Genomic DNA, 24,135 nt, shown 5'->3' with positions numbered 1-24,135 from the left:
GGCCCGGGGCCAGCGGCCGCACCGATCAGAAATCCTCCGCCACACCGTCGGTTCTGGTAGCCCCCTCGTACCGCTGGAAGGATTGCCGACCATGACCGACGCCAGACCGCTGGGCACCGACGAGGCCACGTTCATCGCGGCGGCCGGCTCCGGCGATCCGGCGGGGTTCGCGCTCGTCACGGAGCGCCACCGGCGTGCGCTGCAGGTGCACTGCTACCGGATGCTCGCGAACTACGAGGACGCCCAGGACATGACGCAGGAGACGTTCCTGCGAGCGTGGAACAAGCGGGAGACGTTCAAGGGCCACGCCGCGCTGCGGACCTGGCTGTATCGGATCGCGACGAACGTCTGCCTCGACTTCCTGGACAAGCGCAACGACCGCACACCCGTACCGTCCGAGCTGCCGGACTCCGACTCGGAGGTGCTGTACCTGCAGCCCTACCCCGACCGGATGCTCCCGGAGGACCCGCAGGAATCGGTGGTGGCGCGGGAGACCATCGAGCTGGCGTTCATCGTCGCCGTCCAGCACCTGCCGCCGCGGCAGCGGGCGGTGCTCATCCTGCGCGACGTCCTCGGCTGGCCGGCGTCGAAGACCGCCGACGCCCTCGAGCTGACCGTCGCCTCGGTGACCAGCGCCCTGCAGCGGGCACGCGTGACGATGCGCGAGCAGCTGCCCGGCCGCCGCCTCGACTGGCGGAGCCCCGCCGCCCACGAGCTGTCCGGTGACGAGCGCGACGTCGTGAAGTCCTACATCGACGCCCACGAGCGCAACGACCTCGACGGGCTGACGTCCCTGCTGCGCGACGACCTGCGCTTCGCGATGCTGCCCGAGCGGGGAACCTCGGTCAGGACGGCCAAGGACGCGGTGGACGGCTGGGTCTCCGGTGGGCTCTTCCGGCGCGGCCACGACGACTGGCGCGGTATCAGCACGGCGGTCAACCGCATGCCTGCCGCCGCGCTGTACCTCCGCACCCCCGGCGCCCCGGAGCACCGGCTCTTCGCCGTCGCGGTCCTGCACATCGTCGACGGGAAGATCGCCGAGCTCACCGGATTCGACGCCACCGGCAAACCATGGCTGGACCTGCCCCCGGCGCTGTGATCACACGACCCCGTCGCCGAGGGTCATCGCCTCGTCTCGTAGCGGGTCAGCACCACGCCGCCGGGAAACGTCCGCGTCTCCACGAGGTTCAGGTTCACCGAGCGGTCCAGCGCCGTGAAGAACGGCGTGCCGCCGCCCACCAGGACCGGGTGGGTGACGATCTCGTACTCGTCGACCAGCCCGGCTCGCATGGCCGCCCCGGCGAGCGTTGCGCCGGCGACCCTCATCGGGCCGCCGTCCCCGGCCTTGAGCCGGGTGATCTCCGCGACCGCGTCGCCGGTGACCAGGCGGGTGTTCCACCCGACCTCGCCGATCGTCGAGGAGAACACCACCTTCGGCGTGTCCCGCCAGTTCCGCGCGAACTCGATCTGCGCCGGGGTGGCGCCGGGCTGCCGGTCACCGGTCGGCCAGTAGGAGCTCATCGCCTCCCACAGCTTCCGCCCGTACAGCATCAAGCCGATCCCCAGCTCCTGGTCGAGCCACCACCGGAACAACTCGTCGCTCGGCTCGCTCCAGCCGATGTCATCGCCCGTCGCGGCGATGTAGCCGTCCAGGGTCACGTTCATGCCGAAGATCAGTTTCCGCATCAGGCCAGCCTTCCGTGAGTCGATCTCACAGGTACAGACGGGCACGGCGGGCAAACCTCATCGGTGGCCCCAGCGAGAACCGCCCAGGTCGCCGCCGAGCCGTCCGGCGGTGATCCTGGGCGGTTTCCGTGCGTGTCAGGGCTTCTCGAAGTGCTGGTAGTCGATCGGGGTGTCCCAGGAGCCGCCCCAGGTCCAGCCGCGGGTGGTGAAGGCCCGCTCGGTGACGTCACCGGCGTGGATCATGCCGGGCACGTTCTGCGTGCGGTCGACGTAAGGCGCCCCGTTGGGCGGGTAGACCGCGCCGCTGCCGGAGATGTAGGGGTTCTGCACTGTGTTGATGTCGATCGCACGGCCGTAGGAGTGATTCGACCACGCGGTGCCACCAGTGATCGCCCGGCAGTTGAACGCCGAGGTGTTGTTCGCCGCCATGGACGCGTCGTCGTCGGAGTTGTACTTCTCCACGGTCTCCATCCGCTCGATGGGGAACCGCCCGAAGTACAGGTCGGCGAAGGTGCGGGCGACCTCGAAGGCCCGGTCGGCGTTGACGATCAGTTCGCCCCGGTGCACGGCACCGTCGAAGCCGAGGAAGCTCAAGTTGATCAGCCGCAGCTGGTCAGGACCGACCGGGCACCCCTCGTGCCAGCTGTTCCCCAGCCGCTCGGCGGTGACGGGCCTGATGACGGCGATGTAGGGCGCGAGCCCACTCCCGGCCGGAGCAGCAACTTCCACGGTCTGGGCCGTGGCAGCCGGCGCCGGCGCGGCCACGGCCAGGACCGCGGCGAACGTGAACGTGATGACGGCCAGAACTCTGGTTCTCAGATTCATGACGAACACACACTTCCTCTAGCATTTCCCGTGCATCGCGGCAGTCGACGGACTGCCGCCGTGAGTACACAGTGGACCGTTTTGGTCGATCGGCAGCGTGTGAGACCGGCGTTCCTGCCTTGGTTCAGCAGACGGCGCGGCCGTCGCTCTTCGCCATGCGGTCTTCCGCCTCCCCCAGGGGCGATCCCCACCGAACGTGCCAGCGGCGAGCGAGCAAAGTCAACTTTCCCGAGACGTTTCAGCCCACCCCGAAACGACCACCCGGAACGCCTGCAGCGGCAACCTTTTGACGTCCCACTCGCGTCGTCGCCACGCGGGCGCGGAAGGCGTTCAGCTCAGGTCCCCGGGCGCACAGCTCCCCGGAATCGCCCAGCCCCACTCCGCTGACGCTTTGCACACGACTCATGACAGAAGCGCTACCCGAGGGGCTGGCTTACGGCGGCGCGGTTGCTCGGTGAATCGCGCTCCCATTCGAAGCGGCATCCGTCGCGATAGGCTTCCATGAGCAGCCGGACGTATTGGCGGGACAGGGTTGTCACCGCCGGACGTGGAGAAAAGCCGGTTCGGCAGCCGGCCTTCTTCCGTGCAGCCAAGTTCATCGCTCGACCGGGTCGAAGGCTGAACCCTGCTCGGTCGCTCCATAAAAAAGGGCACCGCCGGTGAAAGTTGCCCCGCTGAAGTCGGCTTCGGTAAAGGTCGCCCAGCCGAACCAGGCGTCGTTGGCGAAGGTCGTCCCCGTGAACTTGGCGTGGCGAGCGAAGGTCCCGTTGGTGAACCCGGCACCGCCGACGAAGGTCACCCCGTCGAACCAAGCGTCACCGCTGAAGATCGCCCGGTCGAACCAAGCGCCACCGGCGAAGATCGTCTCACCGAATCCCGCGCTGCCAACGAAGGTCGCCCCGTTGAAGGAGGCAGTGCCGACGTGGCAGTTACTGAACGTGAAGTCGATGAGTGTCGCACCGGTGAGGTCCAGGTCGATATCGGTCCAAAAAGTGCGTTGCGGCTGCTGGAGATCGTCTCCGGGTTGCAGGTGGCGGCGAAGGACGCGCTGGGCGGCCAGGCGTACTTCGCGCTCCTGCAGACGGTTATGCCACGCAGGGGACGACTCGGGGGAGGGCACGGGCATCGCCGCAGGACGGACATGCGTCGATCGCAGCAGCGGGCGGCGCACGCCCGATCGGCGAGGTCCCCCGACCTCCGGGGGTGGGGTGTACGGATTACGCAGGTAGGCACAGATCACGTCCACCACCGTCTGCCGCTGGGACGGGTTGTCTTGCGCCACGCGTTCCAGGGCGTAGAGGCCGCCGTGGCGGACCGCGGCCTGCACGGAGCCAAGCTGCTCGACCGCCTTGAGGTACAGCTCGGTCAGCCGACGCTCCGCCGCGTCGTGCTCGGTGGCGCGAGCGACCCGGTCCTGGTGAGCCATCGTGGACGCGGCCACTTCCTGCTGATGAAAAAGAGCGCGTTCCCGGTTGTCGAGATCAGCCTCGGTAGAGCGCTGGCGCCGCCACGCCAGATACAGCGCGACCACGCCGCCGCTTCCCGCCCCGACGCTCAGCCCGATCTTCAACGCATCAAGCCGCGCCGTCACCAACTCTGCCCCGTTCAAGCCGGCGGTCGCCAGCCACCACAACACCACCACCGCCCCCGCAGTCAGGGCAGTGATCAGGACAGCGATCACCAACATTGCCTGTGGCGACAACTCCCTCAACCGCGCCGCCCGCACGCGCGCGGCAAGTGCCGGTGGAGCAGGAACCTCGGGGGCCGGGGCTGATGGCGGGTTCTCGTCGGTCATGACTTTCAACGTCGCCCGACTCAGCCACGATGTTGCACGACGCCGCCAAGTCATGGGCAAGACCTGTGACGCGCTCAAGCCAATCACCGTCGACGCCGACTTCGAGTTCGGCCGCAACCGTGGCGACCTACCTCGTGGCTGCGACGACTCCATCGGCGGGAACAGCCTCGCCCAGCTCGCGGTGCGCGGCATCATCGAAACGCTCACGGAGGACGTGTGGTTGCCGACCTGGTCGACCTCCTGCGCGGAGACCAGCAGCGCGTCGACTGCTTGCCGAAGGCCTTCCCGGCGACGATCGGCGCGTTCGCGTTGCTCGCGCCTTTCGGCATCGAGACGAGCCGACCGCCGGCCCCGGAACCCGAGCCGGCTTCCGTTACGGAGTGCGGTCCGAGACTGTCGGCGACCGGCCGAATTTTGAGGAACGATCGTTCTTGACTGATCGTTCCTCAAAAGGCTATCGTCACGGCATGGGCAGGCGGAGAGCGTTCGACGAAGACGAGGTGGTGCGCGCCGCCGTGAAGTTGTTCGGTGGCCGCGCCTACGACGGGATTTCCGTCGACGACCTCGTCACCCACCTCGGCGTGCACCGCAACAGCCTGTACAAGACGTTCGGCAGCAAGCGCGGTCTCTACCTGGTCGCCCTGCGGCGTCACCTCGCCGACGACGTCCATCCCTTGGCCGAAGCGCTCGCCGCGGCTGCGGATGCCGCGGCCGTGCTGGGGCTCGTCACGTCGGCCGACCTCGGCCTGCTGCTGCTCGCGGCCGTCGAACGGGCGCCGGCCGACGAGGAGGTGGCCGGCGAGGTGGCCGCGGCGTTGGCCGCCATCGATCAGGCGATCGCCGACGCGCTCGACCTCTCCCCCGCCCTGGCCGCCGCCCTCACGGCTGCCGCACTGGGCATCCTCCTGCGCGGCAATCCCGACGGTGTCGGCGCCGCGCTCACCCAACGCTTCGATTCTTCCCACTGACAAGGAAACAGACATGGCACTGGTCCACATCGACGGCAACGACCTCGTTGTCGTGATCGAAGGTCTCGACAAGCTCTGGGCCTTCAAAAGCAGCCTGACCATCCCGCTGGCCAACGTCCGCGGCGCGACCGCGGACCCCGGCATCGCCGCCGATCCCAAGGGGATCCGCGCGCCGGGTGCCCACCTGCCCGGCGTGATCACGGCGGGCACCTTCCACCTCGACGGCGAAAAGATCTTCTGGGACGTCAAGGATCCGTCGAAGGCCGTCGTGATCGAACTCGCCGACGAGCGCTACGCCCGCCTGGTCCTCCAAGTCGACAACCCACGCGAGACCGTCACGCTCGTCGAGAACGCCCTGCGCTGAAAGAGGCAAGCGGATGTTCTCCCACCTCGCCACGGTCGTGATGTCGCTGGCCGTCGTGACCGCCACCCCGGCCGAGGCGACGCCCGGCCTCGTGCCCGCCGCCGACCGCGAGGTCGTCTTCACCGTCGACGGGACGACGACGTACGGCACCCTGCACGTCCCCGCCCACCGTGCCGGGCAGCGGCTGCGCGCCGCACTGCTGCTCCCCGGCAGCGGCCCCACCGACCGCGACGGCAACCAACCGCACGCCTCCCCGAACACCCTGACGCAAGTGGCCGGCGCACTCGCCGCCGACCGGGTCGCCACGCTGCGGTTCGACAAGTACGGCACCGGCCGCACCGGGCTCGGCGCCTACCGCGACGACCCGGAAGAACTCGACTACCCGGCGTTCGTCCGTCAAGCAAAGGCCGGCTACGAGTTGTTGCGCGATCAGCCGGAGACCGATCCGCGCGCGCTGATGGTCGTCGGGCACAGCGAGGGCGCGATGACCGCGATGCTGCTCGGCGGCACCGTCCACCCGCGCCCGGCCGGCCTGGCACTGCTGCAACCGCAGGCGATCCGCCTGCTGGACCTCGTCGCGCTGCAACTGCACGCCCAGATCGCCGAGGCGACCCGGCAGGGCCGGCTCACCCCGGAGCAGCAACGCGCTGTCGACGCGGCGGTCGACGCCGCCGTCACCGCCCTGCGCGAACACCGGCCGGTCGACCCCACCGGCCTGCCGCCCGCCGTCGCCCAGCTCTTCGAGGCCTTCCAAGGGCCGAACGGCCGCTTCGTGGACAGCGACGACGCCGTCTACTCGCCGGACACCGCGGCGGCCCTGCGGCCGGGAACCAGGGTGCTGCTGACTTGCGGCACGAATGACGCCCAGGTTCCTTGCGCCACAACGGATGCCCTGACCGCCGCTCTACGCCGCGCGCACACCGGCGGACCGGGCCGGGTGCCACTGCCCGGAGTGGACCATTTGCTGCACGACGCCGACCACCCGAACACCCCCGCACCGGCGGTGCTCGACGCCCTGCACCGGTTCGCGGGGCGCTGAGACCTCTTCCGACGACTTCCCAGCGGCCGTCGCGTCTACAATGGACAGGTGCCGTGATGGGTGGGTCCGGTTCGCTTCAGCAGCCGGGTGGTGAGTACTCGGCGGCGGCTGCCGGGAAGCTCGAGGAGGTGCGTGCCCGGCCGCTCGGTGCGGTATCCGTTGCGTGCGACCCACCGAACTCCGCGAGCGGTGTCCGCGACAGGCTTGATCCGCGTGTCACATCGGTCCTACTCTTCAGCGTCAATGATGGCCGAGGAGGACCCATGCGAGGCACCAACCGTAGCCGTGTCCACTTGTTGATCCTCTCCTGCGCGCTGTCCGCCGGCCTGCTGGCCGCGACCGGCCCGGTAGCGGACGCGGCGCCGCCACAAGCCCCGCGGTACTCCCCCGGTGCGCCGGGCGCCGGGGATCCGTATTTCCCCGACATGGGCAACGGCGGCTACGACGTCAGCCACTACGACATCCGGCTGGCGTTCGACCCCGGGACCGAAGCCATCAACGCGACCACGACGATCTTCGCCACGGCCACCCAGGATCTGTCCCGCTTCGACCTGGACTTCCAGGGACCGCTGACGATCAGCAAGCTCTCGGTGAACGGCCTGAACGCCACCTTCACCCGCAGCGGCGCCCAGGAGCTGGTGATCACCCCGCCGCGCGGCCTGCGGACGGGCAGCGCGTTCGTCGTCTCGGTGACCTACGCCGGCGTCCCGCAGAAGATCGACGACCCGGCGCTGGGCCTCTCCGGCTGGGTCACCACCAAGGACGGCGCGGTCGCGCTCAACCAGCCGATCGGTGCGGCGACCTACTACCCGGTGAACGACACCCCCACCGACAAGGCCACCTACACCCAGACCATCACCGTGCCGACCGGGCTCACCGTGCTGGCCAACGGCGAACCCGGGCCCACCACCACCCGCGATCACCAGGCCACCTTCCGCTGGTCCATGAACCGGCCGATGGCCAGCGAGCTGAGCATGCTCGCGATCGGCGACTACGACGTCACCCGCGGTGTGACGGCCGGCGGCCTGCCGAACATCACCGCGATCGGCAAGTCGATCGACACCAAGCCCGGTCAGGGCCAGGTGTTCAACCAGACCACGGCGCAGATCATCCAGTGGGAATCCTCGATGTACGGGCGGTATCCGTTCGACTCGGCCGGCGGCATCATCGCCGACATCGGCGTCGACTACGCCCTCGAGACCCAGAGCCGGCCGGTGTACGACCAGAGCACCAGCGACGTCGACGGCGACCTGCTCGCCCACGAGCTCGGCCACCAGTGGTTCGGCGACAGCCTCACTCCGGTGCGCTGGTCGGACATCTGGCTCAACGAAGGCTTCGCGACCTACTCGGAGTGGCTCTACCAGGAGAAGTTCAACAACGTCCCCGTGCAGCAGACCTTCGCGAAGGCCTACGCCGACGAGAAGGACTGGAGCGGCGAAGTCGCCGACCCCGGACGTGATCACATCTTCGACGACCTGGTCTACAACCGCGGCGCGATGGCACTGCAGGCGCTGCGCATGAAGATCGGCGACCGCGCCTTCTTCGAAGTGCTCACGCAGTGGCCGACGGCTCACCGGTACGGCAATGTCTCGACGCGGCAGTTCATCCAGTTCGTCGAGCGGCTGACCCACCGCAACCTCGGCTCGTTCTTCCGGACCTGGCTCTACCAGCCGGGCAAGCCGGCTCTCTGATCCGCACCGCCGGCGGGCGCCTCCTGAGCGACCGGCATGCGCCCGCACGGTGGTCGCCGGCGCCGCGACCACGGCCCAGGTGCCCGGGACGTGGTCGGGGACGAACGTCACTCCTGCTTCGTGGCCGGACTGGAGAGATCAGTCGGGGCGCGGAGCTCGGTGTTGAGGCGCTGGGCTTCGTGGAGCTGGTCTTCGAGGGTGACGATGCGGCACGCGGCGTCGATCGCGGTGCCCTGGTCGACCAGTTCCCTCACACGAGCGGCCAGACGCAGCTGGTGGCGTGAGTAGCGGCGGTGCCCGCCGGCGGAGCGCTGTGGCGTGATCAGCCCGGCTTCGTCGAGGCTGCGCAGAAAGCCTTGCGTTGTGCCGAGCATGTCCGCGGCTCGCCCCATGGTGTACGCCGGGTAGTGCTCGTCTTCGAACTTGTCGGCCGCATCCGGCGCGGCCGGTCCTGCTTGGTCAGGAATCATTCCACCTCCACATCACAAAGGACCCCGGGTGCCGCGCACGGCACCCGGGGTCCTCAAGGGTTGGGTTTCACCATTGTCAACCGGCGCGACCGCCGGCTTCCTGCACCCGCGACCGGTCGAAAACCGGAACTCGCGGGGATCGCTCATTCGTGACCGAGCACCACCTCCGAACTCGATGGGACTGCGGCACCCGCGCGGCCTTACTGCCCAGCCGCTGCGGGCGATCCAATGATGCTCCCGATCCCTTCTCTCCTGTGTTTTCCACTTACTGGGTACTGCCACTGCACTTGCTGCCGCGGACGTCACTGCCGGAACCCTTCCACTGATCGGTCCCAGCACGCTGACGCCGCTGGTCACTGCCCGGAGCCCCGTTCACTGATCGGCTCCGGTCACCTGACCGGTCCTGCCACTGCACTTGCCTGAACAAACTTGCACGAACAACTACGAATACTGCTGTTACTGCTCCCGGTCACCAGCCGAAACCTTGTTCCGTGATCGGCTCCGCACTGCCTGACCGTCTTGTCTCACCTCGCGGGTAGTTACGTCCTCTCCCGCGCCTGCTTGACGTTGTCTCTCTCGCTACGAGAAGAACACTACACACACCCGTAGTCTAATGTCTACTCCAGCCGGCATAGATTTTCTGACGGCGTGGTGGACTGACGGTGAGGAAGAGGGGTACGACCGTGAGTGACGAGGCCGTCCGGGATCCGCTCGAGGAGCGGTACGGCTTGACCGAGGTCGCCGACCTCGGGCAGTACGCCGAGGCGCTGACGCGGCTCCTGGAGCGGGGACGGCGGGAGCGGTGCGTGGCGGTGCTGTCGGAGGCCGAGGCCTACGCCGCGGCGGAGCTGCTCGGGCAGTTCGCGCAACTCGATCCGCACGCCGCGTTGAACCAGCTGGCCGGCACCCTGGCCAGCCGGCTCTACAGCCGCCTCGGCGCCTGACCCCTGAACCTCGGGCGGCCGGCCGGTGCCCCGCGGTGACGGTGGTCGCGGTGGAGCGCCACCTCAGGAACGGGTCACCGTCGCGCACGGAACTGCGTCGATCCCGTCGCAGGACACTTCCGCCCACACCGTCTTGCGGCCGGCCGGGTGCTCGAGCACGCCCCAGGCGTGGGCGAGCTTGTCCACGATGTGCATGCCGCGGCCGCCGAGGCGCTCGAGTGACGGCGTGGTGAGCACCGGGTGGTCCGGGCACTCGTCGTCGACTTCGATCCGGATCCGGCACGGCACCGGGGTGTGGCTCATCCGGACCTGCAGCGGGCCGTGGCCGTGGTCGTAGGCGTTGGTGACCAGTTCCGTGGCCACCAGCAACACATCACCCAGATGGGTGTCATCCACCTGGGTCAGGATCCGTGACGCCCAGCGACGGATCTCCACCAGCGCCGGCGCGGTGGTACCGCGCAGATCCATCGACCAGAAGGGCGGCGGCGAGGCGGGGTCGTCGCTCGGCTCGGGCATGAGAAACCCACCCTTCCAGGCTCTCCGTCCTCGCTGCTGAAGACGTCCGCGTTCCGGCGATACCCCGGCTGCGGCGGGGTCAACCCTCGCTCTGCCGCACCCGCTGCCGAGGGCACCCGGCCAGGGCCTGACGAGGGCCGTCGGGAACACCGCCAAGGACGGCAACGGGAGCAAGAACGGCTGATACTCGTACGGGTGGGCGAGGCTCATTGCGAGCTTCGCCCACCCGTACGGGGAAGAACCCCAGGTTCAGAACTGGTTTTCACGGCACCGTCCGTGCCGGTGACCGCGGTCGGGACTCAGCCGCGCAAGGCGCTGCCGGCCTGCCACGCCGTCCAGCTGATGGCCCAGTCGCCGTGGCCGTTGTTGATGGTCAGCTGCGGGCCGCCGGAGTTGGTGACCTCGACGATGTCGCCGACGTTGAAGTTGTCGAAGAACCACTTGGCGTTCTCGGTGTTCATGTTGAGGCAGCCGTTGGAGACGTTGTCGCTGCCCTGCACAGCGACCGTCTTCAGGTTCTCGTGCAGGTATTCGCCGTCGCTGGAGATCCGGACGTTCCAGTTCTCCGGTGCCTTGTAGTAGCCGGGGTCGCCCTCGCACACGCCGTAGCTGCAGGAGTCCATGATCTTGCTGGCCTCCTTGCCCAGCACGGTGTGCGTGCCGTTGAAGGTCGGCGTCGCGCCCCGCGGCGGGGTGTCGGCGGTCTTGCCCATGCTGGTCGGCGCGGTCTTCACCAGCTGCCCGTTGTGGTACGCCTTGATCTGGTGGGTCTTGCCGTCCGCCTTGGCGATCCAGGAGTCGTGCACCTTGTAGGTGGCCGAGACGTCCTGGCCGCCGTACAGGCCACCCCCGATCGGCATGCCGAAAGTCGTGGTCTCGAGTTTCACCGTCGAGCCGGGCTTCCAGTAGTCCTTGGGCCGGAAGTGCACCTCGCGCTTGCCGACCCAGTACCAGCCGCCGTCCTGGGCGGGCGAGGACGTCACCTTGAAGGACTTCTCCACCGTGGCCTTGTCGGTGATGTCGTGGTCGAACTTCAGGCCGATGATCAGGCCGACGCCGAAATCGCCCGAGGCTGACTGGAAGAGCGCCGGAGTCGCGACCCCGGACGGCTTGACCGTGCGCACTTCCCCGCGCTGCTCGGTCGCCGCGCCCGCCTGGTTCACCGCGGTCGCGACCACCTGGTAGGTGGACCCGTACCGGAGGCGGTCCGTGCTGGTCCACGACGTCTTGTCCGCCGAGAGCTCGCCCTTGACGCCGTTGCCGGTCTGCGGGTTCGTCACCACGACCGCCTGCAACGTGCCACCCGACGCCTTGACGACGATCGGGTCCTTCGGGCTCAGCTGGTCCCCACCCTCGAACGCCACGGTCGCGGCCGGTACCCCGGGTACGGTCGCCGTCCCGGTCGCTCCGGCCGCACCGATCGCCCCGGCCGGTTGCGCAGCCCCCACGGTGCCGGTCTGTCCACTACATGCCGCCAGCAGCAGGGCCCCCAGGCCGAGTCCGGCGATGCGGATCATTCTCACGAACCCCAAGACGTGCCGGGCCACCCGAAGTTGCGTAACGATCCGATCTCTCGAGGCAGGCAGCGGATGGTGCGCACGCGGTTACGGGGTGCCGACCGCCGGTTCCGGGCCGCGCAGCTCGCGGCCGGCCGGAGGTCCTACGCTCGAACCGGCGAAATTCCCGTCTTGGAGGTGCTGTGGAGCGGCTGGTTCCCGACGTCACGGGGTTCGATCCGGCCCTGGCCGGCCGGATGCTGGCCACCGTCGCCTGCACCGACGCCGACGTCATCCCGAAGGTCGCCGACGCCGGGACGTGCCGCGACCACGAAGGCACCCGCGTGCAGGTCATGCACAACGGGCTGCTCGTCGAGGAGGGCGGCTACTACGGCGCCTGGATGTCCGAGATCATCCGGGCCCTGCGCGGCCACCACGAACCGCAGGAAGAGATCGTCTTCCACCGGATACTCGAACGCCTCGCCGCCGACGGCGGGACACCCGCCATGATCGAGTTCGGCAGCTTCTGGATGTACTACGGCCTCTGGTTCTGCCACGCCATCCCCGCCGGCCGGGTCGTCGGCCTCGAGCCGGACCCCGCCTGGATCGACGTCGGCCGCCGCAACGCCGCGCTCAACGGCTACGACGACCGTGTCCGGTTCGTCCAGGGGGCGCTCGGTGCCGACCCCGGCGAGCCAGTGGCCTTCGAGGCCGAGAGCGACCAGCGGGTCCGCGACGTCCCCCAGCACGACCTGGCCTCCCTGCTGGCCGAAACCGGCCTGGACCGGGTCGACCTCGTCCTGGCCGACGTCCAGGGGGCCGAGACGGTCCTGCTCGCCCGCGCCCGCGGCGACCTCGAAGCCGGGCGCGTGCGGTTCCTGGTCGTCTCCACCCACCACCACACCATCTCCGGCGACCCGCTCACCCACCAGAACGCCCTCCGGCTGCTGCTCGACGCCGGCGCGCACGTCATCGCCGAGCACACCGTCGGCGAATCCGTCAGCGGCGACGGCCTCATCGCGGTGTCCTTCGACCCGCGTGACAAGGACTTCACCGTCCCGGTCACCCACGCCCGCTACCGCGACTCCCTGGGCGGCGAACTCGAGTACGACCTCGCGGCCGCGATGGCAGCGCGCGCCGAAGCGGAGGAGTCCGCCGGGACGGCCACCCGCCACGCCGGCCGTCTCGGCGATGAGATCGGGCACCTCCGAGCCGAGCTGGCCCGCACGGCAGCGGAGCGCGACCAGTACCAGGCGGAACTCGAGGCCGTCTTCGCCACCAAGCTCTGGCGCTGGGCCAGGAAGCCCCGGGAGATCTACGGGCGCCTGACCCACCGGCACTGACCGGATCGAGGCCTCAGAACAGGGTCGCGGGTTCCACCGGCGCCGGCTCCGGCAGGGGGTCGAGATCCGGCACCAGCGCGCGCACGTCGTCGTGGAACCGGCGGGCGAGCGCCGGGGCGTCGTCGTTGTCGGGGGTGTGCACGAACACCGTCGGCGACCGGCCCTCACGCAGCCAGCCCGCGACCACCGCCGTCCACGGCCGCCACCCCGCGATCGTCTCCTCGGCCGAGTCCCGGCCCAGGTAACGGACGATCGGCCGGTCGGTCAGCGCCCGCGTCCGCCGTGGCAGCCGCGGTTTCTTGGCCCAGGCATCCTGCTCGGCCTCGCTCGCCGGCGGGCGCTGGAAGAAGACCGTGGTGTCGAACGGCACCCACTCGGCGTGCGCGCCGGCGAGCGTCCCCTCCAGCAGCGCCGTCGAGCCGTCGTCGGTGAAGAACCCGGGGTGGCGCACCTCCACGGCGCGCCGGCGGCCGGCGGGGAGCCGGCGCAGGAAGCGGCCGAGGGCGTCGACGTCCGCGGGGCCGAACGAACCGGGCAGCTGGGTCCACAGGACCGCCCGTTCGCCGAGGGGTTCGATCGCGTCCAGGAACGCCCGCATCTCGGCTTCGACCCCGGCGAACCGGCGCTCGTGCGTGACGACCTTGGGCAGCTTGACCACGAACCGGAAACCGGGATCGGTTTGCCGCGCCCAGGTTTCGACGGTGGCCCGGGCGGGAGTCGCGTAGAAGGTGGTGTTGCCTTCGACCGCGGTGCACCAGCCGGCGTAGGCCCGCAGCCGTTCCTTGGCCGGCAGCGACGGCGGCAGGAACCGCCCGGGCCACGCCTTGTGGGTCCACATCGCGCAGCCGACGTGAAGGCGTGCCACCGGCGTCAGCTCCCCTCGATCGTGGGTGAACAGTTTGCCAGGTTCACCGGCGCCACCGGAATCCGCGATCTTGCTCCCGCTACTCCGCTCCGGTGGACGTAACGCGATGCGGCCGTTCGACGACTCTCCGCCGGTAAAGTGGTCGGCGGTCGTTCCCACGGGGGTGCAGGTGGATCTTTCGGGCACCGGAAGACGAGCCGGGGTGCTCTGCCTGTTCATCGTCCTCCTGGCGACCGGCCGGCCCGAACTCGTCCACGCCGAGGACGACGCGGCGATCGTTTATTGCCTTTCCCCGGCGCAACGCAGCGCGGTGGTCGACGCCGGCGTGTCACTCGGGCGCGCCCGGCCCGACCCGAGCGGAACGGCCGTCCTCGACGGCACGCGCACGCTCACCCCGCGCGAGTGGCGTGCCTCGCGACCGGCGGATTTCGCGGCTTCGTGCGAGGCTCTCTACGCCTCCACCCACCAGGCGGCGGCGAGCCAGTTCGCCACGCTGCTCCCCGTCCTCACCGCGGTCCTGGGTGCCGTGCTCGCTTTCTTCGCGGCGTCGTGGCGTGACCGCGTCGCCCGGGGACGTGTCCAGGCCGAAGCCCTGCGTTCGGCACACGCCGAGTTCCACGACGCCGCGGGCCAGTACCTGCGTGACACCTCGTCCGAGCACCCGGACACCGCCCTCGGCGAATCGAGGCGGAAATTCGTCGCCCGGCTCGCCGAAACGGCGGCCGCACACCGTCGCTGGACGGTCGTCCGGCACGTGCGGGACCGGCTCACGACCGGCGAGTTCGGTGGTTCGCTGACCGAGGACTGGTACGAACAGTCCGAGGCCACCCGGGCCCGGCGGCGTGCCCTCCTGGCGGCGCTCGATTCCCAGCGGGACGCGGTGCTCGACGTGGCCATCGCGCTGGAACGACCGCTGCGGGCCCGCTGGATCCTCCGGGGTGCGCGATGACCGGCCGGACCGTGGACAACCCGTTCGCCGTGCCCAAGCTCACCGACCCGAAACAGCCGCTCTGCCCCTGGCGGCACCCCGAGCACCGGGACTTGTACGTCGACCTCGATCACACGCAAGAAGCGTATGAGGAATTCACGCAGCAGGCGGCGACGCTCGGCTCCCCCGGCGAAGACGGCAAACTCCTGCTCGTGACCGGCGACACCGGTTGCGGCAAGACCGCGGTCGCGAACCGGTGCCTGGGCTGGTTGGAGAAAACTTTGGCCGATCGCGAACTCAAAGTCGAAATCGTGGACGCGCGACCGGCCCTGCTCGGCCAGACGTTGTCGATGACCGAACGCTTGACCACCGTCTGCGATTACGTGGTCGGTCAACTGGAGGGGGAGGACTTCCTCGTTCCCGCCGACCTGAACCGGTTCGTCGAGAACCGCGCCTTCCCGGCCCGGGTGTACCCCCACCTCGGTCGCTCCCTGGTCCGGGGAATCGTCCTGGTCATCCTGCTGCCGTCGACGGAACTGGCCCAGGAAGTGATCCGCTACGGCGGGTGGGTGTCCAAGCGGACACTGTTCGTGGTCGAGTCGGCCCACTTCGAAGACAAACACCTGAAAGTGATCGACAATGAGCTGAAAGACTACGGTCGCTTGGTCCGCATTCACGTCGGCAAGCTGAAGGAGGGCGATTTCGCCCGCTTTGCCAACGATCGGCTTACACGTCACGCACAGGCCGGAGAGTACCCTCTAATGAGCGAAGAGACCTTGCACTCGCTGGAGGGCCGGTTACTCTCCGTGTCACAACTCCAGATCGTGCTTCACGGAACCTACGAACTGCTGAAAACAAAACCACTAGAGTACGGCCCCACGACGCTGGTGACCGAGCAGCACATCAGCGAATTCCAGCAAAGAGAAGCCCGGCGAGAGCCGCCGGACGGCCGGGAGTGAGCGCGGTGAGCGAAGGCGTGGAAGAACTGCCTCCACTCGAGAACCCCTACTCGCCGATGGCCGTCGCCCTGGTGACGGAGTTCTACTCCTCGGACAACGACTACCCCACGATCCAGACCGACGCCGTCCGCCGCGCCCTCGCCTACCTGTCCGAATGCCTGGCCCCCGACTCGAAGCGCACCCGGACCGGCCAAGGCACGGTCCTCGCCGTCGTGGGTGACTACGGCACCGGCAAATCGCACCTCGCGCTGCGGCTGGTGCAGGAAGCCGGGATCCTGCTCGGCGATCCCCACCGGGCGATGTACCTCGAGGCCACCGCCAGTACCTTCGTCGACCTGTACCGCAGGTTCGTCCGGCGGCTCGACCGGGACTTCGTCCGGACCAGCGTGAGCGACTTCTACATCGACGTCGTCACGTCGTCGCTGCAGGACACCGGGCTCAGCGGCACCATCCTGGAGTGGCTGGAAAACCGTGAGCTCAATCCCCAGCAGGTGGTGGAGCGGCTGGGACTGATGGAAAGTTCCCTGCTTCGCCGGGTGCACGAGAACCTGGCCCAGGTCACCGACGACGAAACCTTCGGCACCGCGCTGACCCTGCTGCTGCGCAGCGGGTTCGAGGACGCGGTGTGGGACTGGTTCAGCGGCGCCGCTCCGGCGGAGGTCCTGCGGGAGCGCGGGATCACCACCGCGATCGACACCGAAACCGCGGCACTGGCGGCCCTGGGGGTGTTCGCGCTCCTGTTCGGCAGTCACCAAGGCCGGTTCGTGCTGGTGCTCGACGAGATGGACAAGGTCTTCTCCGCGCAGCGCCGGGAGGACGAGGACGTCCAAGCGGCGTTCCAGGAGCTGATGCGGGTCTTCTCCAAAGCCGGTGCCTGCCTCGTGCTCGTGGGCCTGCCCGACTTCCTCCGCGTTCTCCAGGCGAGCGTGCTCGAACGGGTCGCCCACACCGTCGAACTCGATCCGCTGGAAGCGGACGAGGTCCGGCAGTTCATCGAGCTGGCGCAGGACAGCAGGCTCGCTCCGTTCACCGAACAGTCGCCGCGGTACGTGCGCGACCTGTCCGGCGGCAAGGCCCGTGACGTGATCCGGCTGCTGCGGGCCACCTACGCCACGTGGGCCGACGCCGCGCGGGTGAGCGGGGACCGGAGATCGCCGGTCACCGAGACGATGATCCGCGGCGCCGCGCACCGCCAGTTCGGGTCCCGGCCGGGGGATGACGTCGAAGCGGCGGTGACCGGGGTGCTCACGGCCCACGGGTGGCCGTTCCGCCGCCGGCACCGGCTCGGCCCGCCGGGGAGCGAGCCGGTCGACTTCTGGGTCACCTTCCCCGGCCGGGCGGGCGGGTGCGCGATCCTGCTGACGCGCTCGGTGCTCGACGAGCGCGACGTGCAGGTGCTGAACCGCAGGCTCGACGACCTCGCCAACCTCGACGATCCGGTGGAAGCCCTGATCGTGATCAACGGGGTGCTGAACGACGCCGTCGCGGAGCAGGTGCGGACGCCGCTGACCGGTGAACTGCTGCGCTCCGTCGATCCGGCCTTCCCCCACCAGCTGGCGACGCTCCTCGGTATCGCCAACGACCGGCTCGAAGCGCTCACCGGGGACTCTTCGTCGGCCCTGGAGCTCCGGTTCACCCAGCTGAGCCGGCAGCAAGCCAGTCTGCACGGTTTCCTCGAGCAGCTGAGCGAGCAGCTGGACGACGCCGCCGCGGCCTCCACCCGCGGGTTCGCCACGGTGCTGCAGGACCTCGCCGCGCTGGGCCGGGGAAGCACGGACTCGCCGCACCGGCTGCCCGACCACGTCGGCGAGATCTTCACCGACGCCACCGGCACGCTCGAGGACCTGGTGCAGCTCGGTCCCATCCTGACCGGGGCCTTCGGGCCCACCGAACGGCAGTCGATCGACGAATTCCGGACCTTGGCCCGCGGCACCGAGTTCTTCCCCGCGGCGGGCACGGCTCTCGTCCTGCGCCGGATCATGGACGGCTTCCGCGCGGCGGTCGAAACGTGGTACGGCCGGATGGCGGCTGATTCGCCCCAGTCCCCGGCGCAGGCTTCGGCGGAATCACGCGCCCAGCTGGACCGGTTGTGCCGCGCCTACGACGAAATCTGCAGCCAGGTGCCCGCGTTCCGGCTCGGCCCGCTGACGAGCGTGGCCGCGCGCAGCCGGACGGCCGGGGCCCGCGAGACCTCGCTGACCTACGTGCAGGACGTCGTCGAGAACCTCAGCCCGCGTGTTCTGCGTGCGGTCTTTCGTTCGGCCGCTCCGCAGCCGTAGCCGGCTTCGGCCGCGCCAACCGGTGCCGCCGGTCCCACAGCCCGTTCGCGGCCGCGTGCCACAGGTTCACGACCAGGATCGCCGGGCCCACGGTCGCGACCGCGGCCGGCACCACGGGCTCCAGGACGAGGGCGAGCACCAGCGCCGTCAGCCCGTTCTGCTGGCCCAGCGCCAGCCGCATGCGATCCGCGCGCCAGACCCGGGGTGCGGTCAGCGCCAGCGCGACGACGATCTGCGCCCCGTACGCGGCGGTGCCGAGGACGATCCCCGGGACGATGCGGACTCCGTCGGCCAGGACGAGCCCGACCGCGAACGCCGCCAGCACCAGGCACCCCGTGACCGCTCTGTCGAGCGCCACGCCGAACCGGGGCCGCAGGAAAAGCCCGGTGACGGCCAGCCCCAGCAGCAGGGACCACTGGACCGCGGCCGCCCCGCACGCCAGGAGCAGCACGACTTCCAGGCCCGCGCGGACCCGGACGGCGGCCGGCGAAGACGCCTTCCAGCCGAGAACGAGCCGCCGGACGAGCCACACCGCGACGACGAGGGCGGCGTTCGCCGCGAAGTTCACCCCGGCCGCGGCGAGCCCGGTGGGCAAGACGGCCGGGCTCGCGCCCGAGCCCGGCACGAGCACGCCCGTGAGGTAAGCGGTGAGCAGCACTGTGATCGGATCGTCGAACGCCGCCCACGCCGCCAGCAACGCCTTGCCCTGCTCCGACATGCGTGATTTCGCCCGGACCGCGGCAACGGAAAGCGGGTCGATCTGCGCCACGGCGATCGAAAGCAGGAAAACGTACGGTTCGCGGTAGAACGCGAACATCACGGCGGAGATCAACGCCGCTTTGAGGATCACCCCGAACGTGACGGCGGTGACCACCGTTTTCCACCGGGTCCGGAATTCCGCCACGTCGATTCCGTGCGTGCTCGCGTACAGCCCGATGGCCAGCAGAATCGTGACCGCAACGGGATAAGCCCGTGAGTGGGCCACATCGAGCCCGGTACCGGCGGCCAGCAGGATGCCCAGCACCAACGCCGGAATCAGAGCGAGCGCGCGTCGTGTTCCGATCATCGGTACCTCCGGGCCGGGGAGGAACGTCCAGCGTACTGCGCGGGCCGCGGCAATGGCGACTTCTCACCCGCGGTGACCAGCCGAACTATCCGATCCGGCTCATTTTTCACGCGATCCCACTCCGACCGGGCGAAACCGGCGGGCCAGTTCGGCCATCCGGTCGTCGACGGTGCTGACTTCGTCCTGGTTCAGCGTGACCCCCATCAGGAACCGGCCCGCCCCGAGCCGGTAGTAGTAGACGGCGCCCTGCTCGACGTCGAGCACGAGCCGGTCCAAGAGGCCGCCGACGACGTCCGCGGCCGTCCGGTTGAACCGCGCCGCCACATCACCGACCTCCCGGCTGAGCCGGTGGTAGAAGGCGCGGCGCGCGGGGATGGTGATCTGCTGGAAGTACGGTCCCAGCACCGGATCGGCCAGCCGGTCGAAGGTGAGCACCGGTTCGCAGTTCGCGCAGAACGCGACGAAGTGCAGATCCGGCGCCCGGATGTACTCGCGCAACGAGTCACGGGCGAAGGCGAGTTCTCCGTCCGGCAGCTTGTCCGCGGTGCGGTGCCGGATCTCGGTCACCGTCTCCCCCGAGTCCTCGGCGGCCGCCTGCCGGCCGGCGCGCCCGGTCGTCTCCCAGCCGCCCGGGTTCGCCGTGGGCAGCTGGGCCAGGGCGCGCAGCCGGGTGGCCAGCATCGCCACCGCCTGGTCCGCCGAACGCACCGCGTGCTGCTCGGTGAGGATCGGCTGCAGCTCGTCCGCCTCGTCCGCACCGAGGGTCAGCGCGAGCCCGAACAAGTGGGCGTCGGGAACCACCGCGTCGCAGAACGCGGCGGCGTTCCCTCCGTGCAGGACCACCCGGATCAGCCCGCCCGTGCGCGCCTCCGCGAGGATGCGGTCGAGGCGCATCGTGAGGTGGCAGAACTGCCTGCCCAGCAACCGGAGCCGGTCCCGTAGGGCACTCGCCTCCGGCTCCGCGAGGCGGTCGACGCCGAAGTCGTACACCCCCCGCCGGTAGTGGGCGAGGAAGCTCAACGCCGGTTCCGCCTCCGCGGCCGCCGTCACCTCCGCTCGTTCACGATCGAACTCGGCGCCGACGTGATCGGCGTGGTTCTCGTGGACAGCCACCGATTTTCCTCCGGCCGGGTTCAGATGTGCGGGATGTCTACGTCGTGCGCTCGCCAGCCGCGGTTCTGCCCGGCCTTGGCCAGCTCCTCGTCGTGGGTGGCGACCGCGGTGAGCGGATGTTCGTCTCCCAGGTGCTCACGGCAAGCGAGCCCGGCCTCGGTGATGCGCCGCGCGGCCGCTTCGCCATCCCCGCGCGCGGCGAGGGCCCACGCCCGGTCGACGGCGGCGGCCAGCGACCACGGGTGCGCCGCCCCGAGCCGGGACACCAGGACGTCGAGCGCCCCGCTCACCTCGCCGCTTCCTCGGTCGTGCTCGCCCGCGGCGACCAGCGCCAGGCCGAAGGTCAGCCGGGCGAGTCCGGTGAACGGGTGGTCCTGCGTGTAACCGGCCTTGGTCCGCAGGCCGTCCAACGCGATTTCGGCGAGGTTCACGGCGCCGGCGAGATCGGTCCCCGTCGCCCGCAGCGTGGCCGCGTTGCTCAGCGCACAGCCCATCGTGGCGGGGTGGTCGTCCCCCAGCAGCGTCCGGTACCCCGCGTACGCCTTCTCCATCTGGCTGCAGGCGCCTTCGGCGTGCGCGGAAGTGCCGGCGCCCGGGCCGGTCCGCTCCGCGATGGCGAGCTGCCGCAGGGCGATGAGCTCGTACAGGTTCAGCCTCGGTTCGAGGTCCGCCAACCGCCCGATGGCTTCACGCAGGACGTGGACGGCGTCCCGGCGGTAGCCCAGTTCCCGCCGGTAAGCACCGACCGTCACGAGCGCGGACCACACGCTGGAATCGTTCCCGTACAGGCGCTTCCGCCGTTCGTACTGCTCGGTGGCGACGGTGTGGGCGCGCTTCAGGTCTCCGTTGAGGAAGAGCGATCCGGCCGCGTTGCTCGCCGCCATCTGCGTCTCGGGGTGGTCGTCGCCGAGTGCCTCCCGCAAGCCGTCCCAGGTGCTGAGGTCTTCGACGAGGCCTTCCGCGAACTTGCCGAGGCTGCGCAGGTCGCCACCACGCGCGCGGGCAGCGAAGAGGGTCTGCGGGTGCGTGAGCCCGCGTTGCCGGCGCAGCCTGCCGAGCACCGCGTCGTCCAGGCGGAGCGCCTCGGCCGTGTTGCCGACCGCGCGGTGGAGGTTGGCCACCTGGAGCGCCAGCCGCATCCGCAGGAGGTCGCTCTGGCCGAATCGCCCGGTCCAGTCGCGGAGCACCTGTTCCGCGTACGGCAGCGCCTCCCGCTGGACCTGGGTACCGCCGCTGCGGTAGTAGAACCGGACCTGGGCGACCAGCCAGCGCCGGACCCCGTCGTCCTCGCTCCGCACCGCCTGCGAGGAGAAAACGTGCTTGTGCAGCTCGAGGAAGCGCTCGGTGTAGTAGCTCTCCTCGGCCTCCACCTCGGTCGGCGCGTAGCGCGCCAGCACCCGCAACGCTTCCGCCCGGTACCGGGCTTCGGCTTCCGTCCCCAGTGAGCGGCGGATACCCCCCTGCACCACCCGGTGGATCTGCAGGGAACCGGGCCGCGCCCAGCTGACCCGGAACAGTCCCAGCCGTGCGCCCAGGGAAAGCATCCGGTCGATTTCCGCGGCGTCCTGCCGGAGGAGATCCGCGTCGGAGCCGGCGGCGAGCTCGGTCAGCCGGTCGATCATCGCGGTCGACCGGACCAGGCCCAGCCCGATGCCGTGCGGGGAGTAGCAGGAGCAGAGCCGGGCGAGCAGGGCGGTGCACCGGCCGAGCGACGATTCGTCCAGGGTGGCGACGAGGAGGTCGACGACCCGGGCGACCGTCGTGTCCGCATCCTCGTCCCGGTCGGCGGAAGTGCCCAGCCGGGCGCGGAACCGGCTGGCCGCCCAGGCCGCGGCGGACAGGACGCTCGAGCCCGCCCCGCGGTCGGCGCCGCTCATCTCGTTGAGCCACGCCCCGGCGAGCTCGAGCGCGAGGGGCAGGTGGCGCACCGCTTCGGCGACTTCCTGGGCATCGGCGAACGTGAGGCCGTTGACGCGGGAATTCAGCAGCCGGACGCTGTCGCGGCTGGAAAGTTCCGCGAGCTCGATCGCCGACGGCGGTGCCGCCGACCCGGTCACGATGACGTGCCCGTGCGCGCTTTCCGGCACGGTGCCCTCGAGCACCGCCCGGTCCTCGACGTTGTCGTAGATCAGGAGGAACCGCTGGAACTCCGGATCGAGCAGCCGATCGAGGGCCACGGTGTTGCCGTAGGTCCCCGAGGCGGGCCCTTCCAGGTGTTCCGCCAGGTTCGCCAGCGCGAGCAGGACCGATTGCCGGTCGGCGGCGGGGATCCACCACACGACGTCGTAGTCGCCGGCGAACCGGTGGGCGAATTCGAGCGCGAGTTCCGTCTTGCCGATCCCGGGCGGCCCGCTCAGCTCCTCCCGGCCCGCCCGCGCCACCGGCAGCCGGTCCCGCAACCCCTCCACCTCGGCATCGCGCCCGACGAACACCCGGCGGCGCGGCGGCAGGGACTGCAGCTTCCGCGCCCGTCCCGGAATGCGGTCACCCTCGGCCGGCCTGCTCCCCGGGCGCTCGACGAAGCCGAAATGCCGCAGCATGCGCGTGACGAGCCACTGCCCGTCCCGCGCGAAGTCGCCCGCGATCGTCGCCGCCTCGGGAAACATGTCGCTGGTCCGCCCGCTCCCGCCGGGCGCGAGGATCACCACGTCGACCTGCAGCCCGGCCCGCCGCGCCCGCGCGACCTGCGCGACCACCTCCGGGGCCAGCCCGGCCTCGTCGAACGCCGGGGTGCCGACCAGCACCAGGCCGAGCCGGCCGCTTCCGGCCAGCCACGGCTCCGCGTCCCGGAAGAACCGCGTGCTCGCGCCGGCCCGCTGGAGGTGCACGTTCACCCAGTCGGCCCAGGCCCGGTCGGGGGTGGCGTAGGAGACGACCACGCGGTCCTCCGCGCCGTCGTCCGGCACGGCCAGCCCGAACGCCTTGCGGTAGCGCCGTCGCACGAGGTCGGGCACCTCGGGCACCGACGTGAGCGCCCCGTCGGTCAGCGCGGTGGCGAGACTCCCGTACCCCGCTTCCAGCCGCCCGCCCGCCCCGGGCTCTTCGACGACGAAGTTGAGCACCGGGTCCACCGTGTCGTGGGTGCGATCGGGGATCTCCGGCACCTCGGCGAGGTGGAGAACGGCCGACTGCTCCTCGACCACGGAACCGAACTCCGCGGCGATGAGACCGCGTGCCTGCTTGGCCCGTTCGGGGAACCGGTCGCCGAACCGGGTCGCCAGCGGCAGCACGGCCGGTCCCGGCCGCCCGGCCTGCCGCACCCGGTCCACCAGTGCCCGGGCTTCGGCGACTTCCTTGGCACGCGTCACGAAACACACGACGACGCACCGGCACAGGACGCCGACGAAGCCGAGCATCAGGTCGTCCGCCCCCACCGGGCAGTCCACGAGGACGTCGTCGTACCCGGCGGCGAGCAGCTGCTCCCGCAGGCCGGCCGCGGCGGCCACGGCCGGGCCGGCCGCGGTCATCGTCACCACGTCGACGTACCCTGGCTGATCGAGGTGGGTGCAGCGCACGGCGGTCAACGGTCCGGCTTCGCGTGGGTTCGACGGCTGGGAAGCGGCGAGCCACAGCTGCCTCGCCAGCGGCTGCGGGAGCTCGACCTGCTCGGAGGCGAACGGCCCCAGGAATTCGCGCTGCCCGGTGCCTGCCGGGCTCCAATCGAGGACCAATACGCGCCGGCCGGCGGCGGACAGGATCCACGCCAGGTTCGCCACGGTACTGGTGCAGCCCGAGCCCTCTTTCGCGGAGAGGAAGGCCGCCACATTCGGCTGCCTTCCCGCTCCCGG

General features: G+C 70.1%; 21 protein-coding genes. 11 read left to right on the top strand and 10 right to left on the bottom strand.

Translation table 11 applies throughout. The annotated features are described in order from the left end of the window. Positions 1 to 91 precede the first annotated feature (91 nt). The gene (locus QRY02_RS44995) at positions 92 to 1,099 is read left to right on the top strand and encodes an RNA polymerase subunit sigma-70 (protein WP_285988779.1); all 1,008 of its coding nucleotides are present in this window, start codon (positions 92 to 94) and stop codon (positions 1,097 to 1,099) included. A 23-nt stretch (positions 1,100 to 1,122) separates the two neighbouring features. On the opposite strand, the gene QRY02_RS44990 is transcribed toward QRY02_RS44995, so the two are convergent. The 3 genes from QRY02_RS44990 to QRY02_RS44980 all read right to left on the bottom strand — a co-directional run bounded on the left by QRY02_RS44990 (position 1,123) and on the right by QRY02_RS44980 (position 4,306). Next, positions 1,123 to 1,686 carry a dihydrofolate reductase family protein gene (locus QRY02_RS44990; protein WP_285988778.1) on the bottom strand — a complete coding sequence of 188 codons (564 nt, stop codon included), beginning with the start codon at positions 1,684 to 1,686 and terminating at the stop codon, positions 1,123 to 1,125. A 135-nt stretch (positions 1,687 to 1,821) separates the two neighbouring features. Next, positions 1,822 to 2,511 (bottom strand): M15 family metallopeptidase, encoded by a 690-nt coding sequence (locus tag QRY02_RS44985; RefSeq protein WP_285988777.1) that lies wholly within the window; start codon positions 2,509 to 2,511, stop codon positions 1,822 to 1,824. A gap of 595 nt (positions 2,512 to 3,106) precedes the next feature. After that, the gene (locus QRY02_RS44980) at positions 3,107 to 4,306 is read right to left on the bottom strand and encodes a pentapeptide repeat-containing protein (RefSeq protein ID WP_285988776.1); all 1,200 of its coding nucleotides are present in this window, start codon (positions 4,304 to 4,306) and stop codon (positions 3,107 to 3,109) included. Between the two features lie 216 nt (positions 4,307 to 4,522). On the opposite strand from QRY02_RS44980, the gene QRY02_RS44975 reads away from it, so the two are divergent. The 5 genes from QRY02_RS44975 (at position 4,523) to QRY02_RS44955 (ending at position 8,368) form a co-directional block, all read left to right on the top strand. After that, a complete protein-coding gene (locus QRY02_RS44975) occupies positions 4,523 to 4,741 on the top strand; it encodes a hypothetical protein (RefSeq protein ID WP_285988775.1) in 219 nt (72 codons plus the stop codon). Positions 4,742 to 4,773: 32 nt separating this feature from the next. Beyond that, the gene (locus QRY02_RS44970; protein WP_285988774.1) at positions 4,774 to 5,274 is read left to right on the top strand and encodes a TetR/AcrR family transcriptional regulator; all 501 of its coding nucleotides are present in this window, start codon (positions 4,774 to 4,776) and stop codon (positions 5,272 to 5,274) included. A 13-nt stretch (positions 5,275 to 5,287) separates the two neighbouring features. Next, positions 5,288 to 5,638, top strand: a complete 351-nt coding sequence (locus tag QRY02_RS44965; protein ID WP_285988773.1) for a hypothetical protein — start codon at positions 5,288 to 5,290, stop codon at positions 5,636 to 5,638. Positions 5,639 to 5,651: 13 nt separating this feature from the next. After that, a complete protein-coding gene (locus tag QRY02_RS44960) occupies positions 5,652 to 6,677 on the top strand; it encodes an alpha/beta hydrolase family protein (protein WP_285988772.1) in 1,026 nt (341 codons plus the stop codon). A 263-nt stretch (positions 6,678 to 6,940) separates the two neighbouring features. After that, complete coding sequence (locus tag QRY02_RS44955) at positions 6,941 to 8,368, top strand: M1 family metallopeptidase (protein ID WP_285988771.1); 1,428 nt, start codon at positions 6,941 to 6,943, stop codon at positions 8,366 to 8,368. 107 nt (positions 8,369 to 8,475) lie between these two features. Here QRY02_RS44955 and QRY02_RS44950 read toward each other — a convergent pair whose 3' ends face one another. Further along, a complete protein-coding gene (locus tag QRY02_RS44950; RefSeq protein ID WP_285988770.1) occupies positions 8,476 to 8,838 on the bottom strand; it encodes a helix-turn-helix domain-containing protein in 363 nt (120 codons plus the stop codon). Positions 8,839 to 9,521: 683 nt separating this feature from the next. Between QRY02_RS44950 and QRY02_RS44945 the strand changes: the two genes are divergently transcribed. Next, entirely contained in the window at positions 9,522 to 9,782 is a 261-nt protein-coding gene (locus tag QRY02_RS44945) for a hypothetical protein (RefSeq protein ID WP_285988769.1), read from the top strand. 63 nt (positions 9,783 to 9,845) lie between these two features. On the opposite strand, the gene QRY02_RS44940 is transcribed toward QRY02_RS44945, so the two are convergent. Then, positions 9,846 to 10,298, bottom strand: a complete 453-nt coding sequence (locus QRY02_RS44940) for an ATP-binding protein (protein ID WP_285988768.1) — start codon at positions 10,296 to 10,298, stop codon at positions 9,846 to 9,848. Positions 10,299 to 10,597: 299 nt separating this feature from the next. Then, a complete protein-coding gene (locus tag QRY02_RS44935; protein WP_285988767.1) occupies positions 10,598 to 11,815 on the bottom strand; it encodes a L,D-transpeptidase in 1,218 nt (405 codons plus the stop codon). Positions 11,816 to 11,997: 182 nt separating this feature from the next. On the opposite strand from QRY02_RS44935, the gene QRY02_RS44930 reads away from it, so the two are divergent. Further along, entirely contained in the window at positions 11,998 to 13,137 is a 1,140-nt protein-coding gene (locus QRY02_RS44930; protein ID WP_285988766.1) for an FkbM family methyltransferase, read from the top strand. A gap of 13 nt (positions 13,138 to 13,150) precedes the next feature. On the opposite strand, the gene QRY02_RS44925 is transcribed toward QRY02_RS44930, so the two are convergent. Further along, complete coding sequence (locus QRY02_RS44925; RefSeq protein ID WP_502874171.1) at positions 13,151 to 14,002, bottom strand: DUF72 domain-containing protein; 852 nt, start codon at positions 14,000 to 14,002, stop codon at positions 13,151 to 13,153. A 169-nt stretch (positions 14,003 to 14,171) separates the two neighbouring features. Between QRY02_RS44925 and QRY02_RS44920 the strand changes: the two genes are divergently transcribed. Genes QRY02_RS44920 through QRY02_RS44910 form a run of 3 tightly spaced genes read left to right on the top strand, consistent with a single transcriptional unit; the run spans position 14,172 to position 18,168 of the window. Further along, positions 14,172 to 14,951, top strand: coding sequence for a hypothetical protein (locus QRY02_RS44920; protein ID WP_285988765.1), 780 nt, complete (start codon positions 14,172 to 14,174; stop codon positions 14,949 to 14,951). Continuing rightward, complete coding sequence (locus tag QRY02_RS44915) at positions 14,948 to 15,889, top strand: hypothetical protein (protein WP_285988764.1); 942 nt, start codon at positions 14,948 to 14,950, stop codon at positions 15,887 to 15,889. Before QRY02_RS44920 ends, QRY02_RS44915 begins: the two co-directional genes overlap by 4 nt. 5 nt (positions 15,890 to 15,894) lie before the next feature. Further along, entirely contained in the window at positions 15,895 to 18,168 is a 2,274-nt protein-coding gene (locus tag QRY02_RS44910) for a hypothetical protein (RefSeq protein ID WP_285988763.1), read from the top strand. On the opposite strand, the gene QRY02_RS44905 is transcribed toward QRY02_RS44910, so the two are convergent. From QRY02_RS44905 to fxsT, 3 genes are all read right to left on the bottom strand, one after another. Next, the gene (locus tag QRY02_RS44905; RefSeq protein WP_285988762.1) at positions 18,116 to 19,234 is read right to left on the bottom strand and encodes a hypothetical protein; all 1,119 of its coding nucleotides are present in this window, start codon (positions 19,232 to 19,234) and stop codon (positions 18,116 to 18,118) included. The genes QRY02_RS44910 and QRY02_RS44905 overlap by 53 nt on opposite strands. 99 nt (positions 19,235 to 19,333) lie before the next feature. After that, the gene (locus QRY02_RS44900) at positions 19,334 to 20,347 is read right to left on the bottom strand and encodes a hypothetical protein (protein WP_285988761.1); all 1,014 of its coding nucleotides are present in this window, start codon (positions 20,345 to 20,347) and stop codon (positions 19,334 to 19,336) included. Positions 20,348 to 20,367: 20 nt separating this feature from the next. Continuing rightward, complete coding sequence (fxsT, locus tag QRY02_RS44895; protein ID WP_285988760.1) at positions 20,368 to 24,111, bottom strand: FxSxx-COOH system tetratricopeptide repeat protein; 3,744 nt, start codon at positions 24,109 to 24,111, stop codon at positions 20,368 to 20,370. Between the last annotated feature and the right edge of the window lie 24 nt (positions 24,112 to 24,135).

Source organism: Amycolatopsis sp. DG1A-15b (assembly GCF_030285645.1).
In the GTDB taxonomy this organism is placed as follows: domain Bacteria; phylum Actinomycetota; class Actinomycetes; order Mycobacteriales; family Pseudonocardiaceae; genus Amycolatopsis.
Note: the sequence above shows the minus strand (reverse complement) of the source record. Positions and strands in the feature narration are given on the sequence as shown.

What these genes read in the sequence shown, in the direction of transcription:
- QRY02_RS44995 (WP_285988779.1), top strand. Translation starts at nt 92, where the DNA reads ATGACCGACGCCAGACCGCTGGGCACCGACGAGGCCACGTTCATCGCG.
- QRY02_RS44990 (WP_285988778.1), bottom strand. Translation starts at nt 1,686, where the DNA reads ATGCGGAAACTGATCTTCGGCATGAACGTGACCCTGGACGGCTACATC.
- QRY02_RS44985 (WP_285988777.1), bottom strand. Translation starts at nt 2,511, where the DNA reads ATGAATCTGAGAACCAGAGTTCTGGCCGTCATCACGTTCACGTTCGCC.
- QRY02_RS44980 (WP_285988776.1), bottom strand. Translation starts at nt 4,306, where the DNA reads ATGACCGACGAGAACCCGCCATCAGCCCCGGCCCCCGAGGTTCCTGCT.
- QRY02_RS44970 (WP_285988774.1), top strand. Translation starts at nt 4,774, where the DNA reads ATGGGCAGGCGGAGAGCGTTCGACGAAGACGAGGTGGTGCGCGCCGCC.
- QRY02_RS44965 (WP_285988773.1), top strand. Translation starts at nt 5,288, where the DNA reads ATGGCACTGGTCCACATCGACGGCAACGACCTCGTTGTCGTGATCGAA.
- QRY02_RS44960 (WP_285988772.1), top strand. Translation starts at nt 5,652, where the DNA reads ATGTTCTCCCACCTCGCCACGGTCGTGATGTCGCTGGCCGTCGTGACC.
- QRY02_RS44955 (WP_285988771.1), top strand. Translation starts at nt 6,941, where the DNA reads ATGCGAGGCACCAACCGTAGCCGTGTCCACTTGTTGATCCTCTCCTGC.
- QRY02_RS44950 (WP_285988770.1), bottom strand. Translation starts at nt 8,838, where the DNA reads ATGATTCCTGACCAAGCAGGACCGGCCGCGCCGGATGCGGCCGACAAG.
- QRY02_RS44940 (WP_285988768.1), bottom strand. Translation starts at nt 10,298, where the DNA reads ATGCCCGAGCCGAGCGACGACCCCGCCTCGCCGCCGCCCTTCTGGTCG.
- QRY02_RS44935 (WP_285988767.1), bottom strand. Translation starts at nt 11,815, where the DNA reads ATGATCCGCATCGCCGGACTCGGCCTGGGGGCCCTGCTGCTGGCGGCA.
- QRY02_RS44915 (WP_285988764.1), top strand. Translation starts at nt 14,948, where the DNA reads ATGACCGGCCGGACCGTGGACAACCCGTTCGCCGTGCCCAAGCTCACC.
- QRY02_RS44905 (WP_285988762.1), bottom strand. Translation starts at nt 19,234, where the DNA reads ATGATCGGAACACGACGCGCGCTCGCTCTGATTCCGGCGTTGGTGCTG.